We start from the raw sequence: 3,951 nt of genomic DNA on the forward strand, positions 1-3,951 counted from the left end.
ATCATTCAAGAGCTTGTTTGTTATATGATCCATCTCATTTTGTATTACAACAATTGGATTATATTCAGTATATCGATTTTTATCACGAACGAATTAAAGCATTTCATGTTAAGGATGCCGAATTTAACCCAACTGGTAAACAAGGTACTTTTGGTGGATACCAAAGTTGGGCTAACCGCGCAGGACGCTACCGTTCGCCAGGTGATGGACAAATTGATTTCAAAACCATTTTTAGTAAATTAGCGCAATACGATTACAAAGGTTGGGCAGTAATGGAATGGGAATGCTGTATCAAAAATCAAGAAGATGGCGCTCGTGAAGGAGCTGAATTCATTAAAAAACACATTATTAAAGTAACTGATAAAGCGTTTGATGATTTTGCTGCAGTAGAAACCAACACCCAATTGAATAGAAAAAATTTAGGATTATAAAAAACAAACAAAAATGAAACGTAACTTTTTATTTCTTGGCCTAGCCGTATTGACTTTAGCTTCTTTTTCTACAATAGATTCAGACAAAAAATACATCAAAAGAACTGCTATTGTAGAGCAATCTAATGATGGAGAACGATTAATTGCCAAATCTGATTGTATAGGTTGTCATAAGTTGGATAAAAAAATGATTGGCCCTTCTTATGTAGAAATTGCTAAAAAATATCCTAATAACGATAAAAATGTAGACTATCTAGCAGGTAAAATTATCAAAGGGGGTGCTGGTGTATGGGGAACAATGCCCATGTCTGCTCACTCTTCATTGAAAAAAGAGGATGCCAAATCAATGGCGAAATATATTTTAGGCTTGAAAAAATAATACTTAATTGTATTTGTATTGACTAACAAAAAATAACCATGAAAAAAGAAGAAAATAAACCAACAAATAATCGCCGTGATTTTATAAAAACATCTGCGATGGCTGCTGCAGCTTTTATGATTGTACCTCGTCATGTATTAGGTAGAGGGTTTGTTGCACCAAGTGATCGTCTAATAGTTGCAGGAATTGGTGTAGGCGGAAAAGGCCAATCTGATATTGCGATGTTTCATAAAAGTGGAAAAGCCGATATTGGTTTCTTATGTGATGTGGACACTCGAAGAGCGGCTAACAGTGTGAATGCATTTCCAAAAGCTAAATTTTACAAGGATTGGCGTGAAATGTTAGACAAAGAGCACAAAAATTTTGATGCAGTTTCTGTTTCGACACCAGATCATAACCATGCTATTCAATGTTTAGCGGCAATGCAATTGGGTAAACACGTTTACGTGCAAAAACCGATGACGCATGATATTTATGAAGCGCGTATTTTAACCCAAGCTGCTAAAAAATATAAAGTAGTTACTCAAATGGGGAATCAAGGTTCATCTAATGATGCCTCTCGAACAATGAAAGAATGGTATGAAGCGGGTTTAATTGGTGATGTTCATACTATATATGCTTGGACAGACCGACCAGTTTGGCCACAAGGTATTCCTTGGTCAACCAATGCCCAACCTGTACCAAAAGAATTGGATTGGGATTTATGGTTAGGAACAGCTCCTTACAAAAATTATGTTGACAAATTAGTGCCTTTCAATTGGAGAGGTTGGTGGGATTATGGAACTGGTGCTCTAGGAGATATGGGATGTCACTTATTAGAAACGCCATTTAGTGTTTTGAATTTAAAATACGCTAAAGACGTTCAATGTAGTGTGGGTTCTGTTTATGTGGACGAATTTAAACGTGGGTATTTCCCAGAAAGTTGTCCACCTTCAAGTCACGTTACCTTAACCTTCCCTAAAACTGATAAAACATTAGGTGATGTTAAAGTACACTGGATGGACGGTGGTATCCAGCCTGTTCGACCTGAAGAATTAGGCCCAAATGAGATTTTTGGAGACGGAGGAAATGGTACTTTATTTATTGGTACCAAAGGAAAAATGATGTGCGATACCTATGGATTAAATCCAAGATTGTTACCATTAAGCAGAAATGAAGAAATTCAAGTAGCTCAGAAATATGCTCGTGTAAAAGACGGAATGGAAGGCCATTACAAACAATGGGTTGAAGCTGCTATTGCTGGCTATGGTAAACAAGAAGTAAGTTCTGGATTTGAAATTGCTGGTCCGTTAACTGAAGCTTTATTAATGGCAAATTTAGCAATTAGAGGCTATGATATTGTTCGTGATGAGTTAGGAGAAGACGTTTACCCAGGTCGTTCAGCTAAATTATTATGGGATAATGATGCGATGCGCATTACTAATTTTGACGAAGTCAATCAATTTGTAAAACGCGATTACCGCGAAGGATGGAAAAATTTAACACTATAATTCAAACTAAAATGATTAAGAATATTTTTAAAATAGCACTAGTAACTATTTTGATGCAAACAACTAACGCACAAACAGCTATACCTAAGGGATTTACTTCCTTATTTGATGGAACTACAACCACAGGGTGGCACACCTATGGAAAAAACAAAGCTACATCTGCTTGGAAAGTAGAAAATGGAGAATTACATTTTGATCCAACTGCTGCTAAGAATGGTCAAGGTGGCGATTTAGTAACTGATAAAGAGTATGAAAATTTTCATTTAAAATTAGAATGGAAAGTGGCTGCAAATGCAAATAGTGGTATCATATTTTATGTTAATGAAGACTTGTCCAAATTCAAAAACACTTACGAAACTGGTCTAGAGATGCAAGTTTTAGATAATAACGGTCATCCTGATGGAAAAATCGAAAAACACAGAGCCGGAGATTTATACGATTTAATCAAAAGTACTTCTGAACCAGTAAAACCTGTGGGTGAATGGAATACAGTAGATATTGTTTGTAAATTCGGAAAGTTACAAATGCTATTGAACGGAGTAAAAGTGGTAGAAACCATGCTTTGGGATGATAAATTTAAAGCACTAGTAGCTGGAAGTAAATTTGCCTCTTGGCCTGGATTTGCAGCTTTTCAAACAGGTAAAATAGCCTTACAAGATCATGGTGACCACGTGTGGTATCGCAATATCATGATCAAAGAATGGAACACCATGCAAACTACAACAGGCTGTAAATAATTCCCAAGACTAACTAACCAAACCCAATTATTTTTATGAATACAACCAATAAAATCAAATTATCAAGCATGATGTTCCTAGAGTTTTTTATCTGGGGAGCATGGTTTGTAACTTTAGGAACTTTTTTAAAGTTTAATTTTTCAGATCCTGAGGGATCAATTGTAGGGGCTATTTTTTCAACACAATCTTGGGGAGCTATAATTGCGCCATTTATTATTGGCTTGATTGCCGACCGTTATTTTAATGCTGAAAGAATCTTGGGAGTATTGCATTTAGTTGGGGCATTTTTAATGTACCAAATGTACCAATCTAATGATATTGGGATTTTTTACACCTATGTTCTAAGTTATATGATTTTGTACATGCCAACATTGGCATTGGTAAATTCAGTTGCCTTTAACCAAATGAAAGATCCTGAAAAAGAATTTTCAACTATTCGTGTTTGGGGTACCATTGGATGGATTGTAGCTGGTTTATCTATTAGTTTTATCTTCCATTGGGATGCTGCTGAAAATGTGGCTCAAGGAATGTTAAAAAATACCTTTTTGTTAGCTGGAGGTGCTGCTTTAGTTTTAGGACTTTTTAGTTTTACTTTACCAGCTACTCCACCTAAAGTTTCTGATGAAAAAATTAAAATTGGTGATATCATCGGATTGGATGCATTGAAATTATTGAAAGACAAAAACTTTGCAATTTTCTTTATTGCTTCTATTTTGATTTGTATTCCATTGGCTTTTTATTACCAAAATGCCAATCTATTCTTAACTGAAGCAGGATTAGAAAATCCAACAGGTAAAATGGCTATTGGTCAAATATCCGAAGCTTTATTTTTGTTATTAATTCCTGTATTTTTTACTAAATATGGTTTCAAGAAAACTATTTTAGTGGGAATGTTAGCTTGGGCAATTCGTTAT

At 35.2% G+C, this 3,951-nt stretch carries 5 protein-coding genes; all 5 read left to right on the top strand.

Features of this window, described 5'->3' with window-relative positions; all coding sequences use genetic code 11:
- A partial coding sequence (locus ACIQ6Z_RS09430) for a sugar phosphate isomerase/epimerase family protein (protein WP_396210631.1) occupies positions 1-431 on the top strand: 431 nt, incomplete at its 5' end.
- A 13-nt stretch (positions 432-444) separates the two neighbouring features.
- Positions 445-810: a c-type cytochrome gene (locus ACIQ6Z_RS09435; protein WP_396210632.1), complete on the top strand. Its 366-nt coding sequence runs from the start codon at positions 445-447 to the stop codon at positions 808-810.
- Positions 811-848: 38 nt separating this feature from the next.
- Positions 849-2,300: a Gfo/Idh/MocA family oxidoreductase gene (locus ACIQ6Z_RS09440; protein ID WP_396210633.1), complete on the top strand. Its 1,452-nt coding sequence runs from the start codon at positions 849-851 to the stop codon at positions 2,298-2,300.
- An 11-nt stretch (positions 2,301-2,311) separates the two neighbouring features.
- The gene (locus ACIQ6Z_RS09445; RefSeq protein WP_396210634.1) at positions 2,312-3,037 is read left to right on the top strand and encodes a DUF1080 domain-containing protein; all 726 of its coding nucleotides are present in this window, start codon (positions 2,312-2,314) and stop codon (positions 3,035-3,037) included.
- Between the two features lie 35 nt (positions 3,038-3,072).
- Positions 3,073-3,951, top strand: an 879-nt coding sequence (locus ACIQ6Z_RS09450) for an MFS transporter (protein WP_396210635.1), incomplete at its 3' end; no start/stop codon positions are given.

It is taken from the genome of Flavobacterium sp., from assembly GCF_044376915.1.
Lineage (GTDB): Bacteria > Bacteroidota > Bacteroidia > Flavobacteriales > Flavobacteriaceae > Flavobacterium.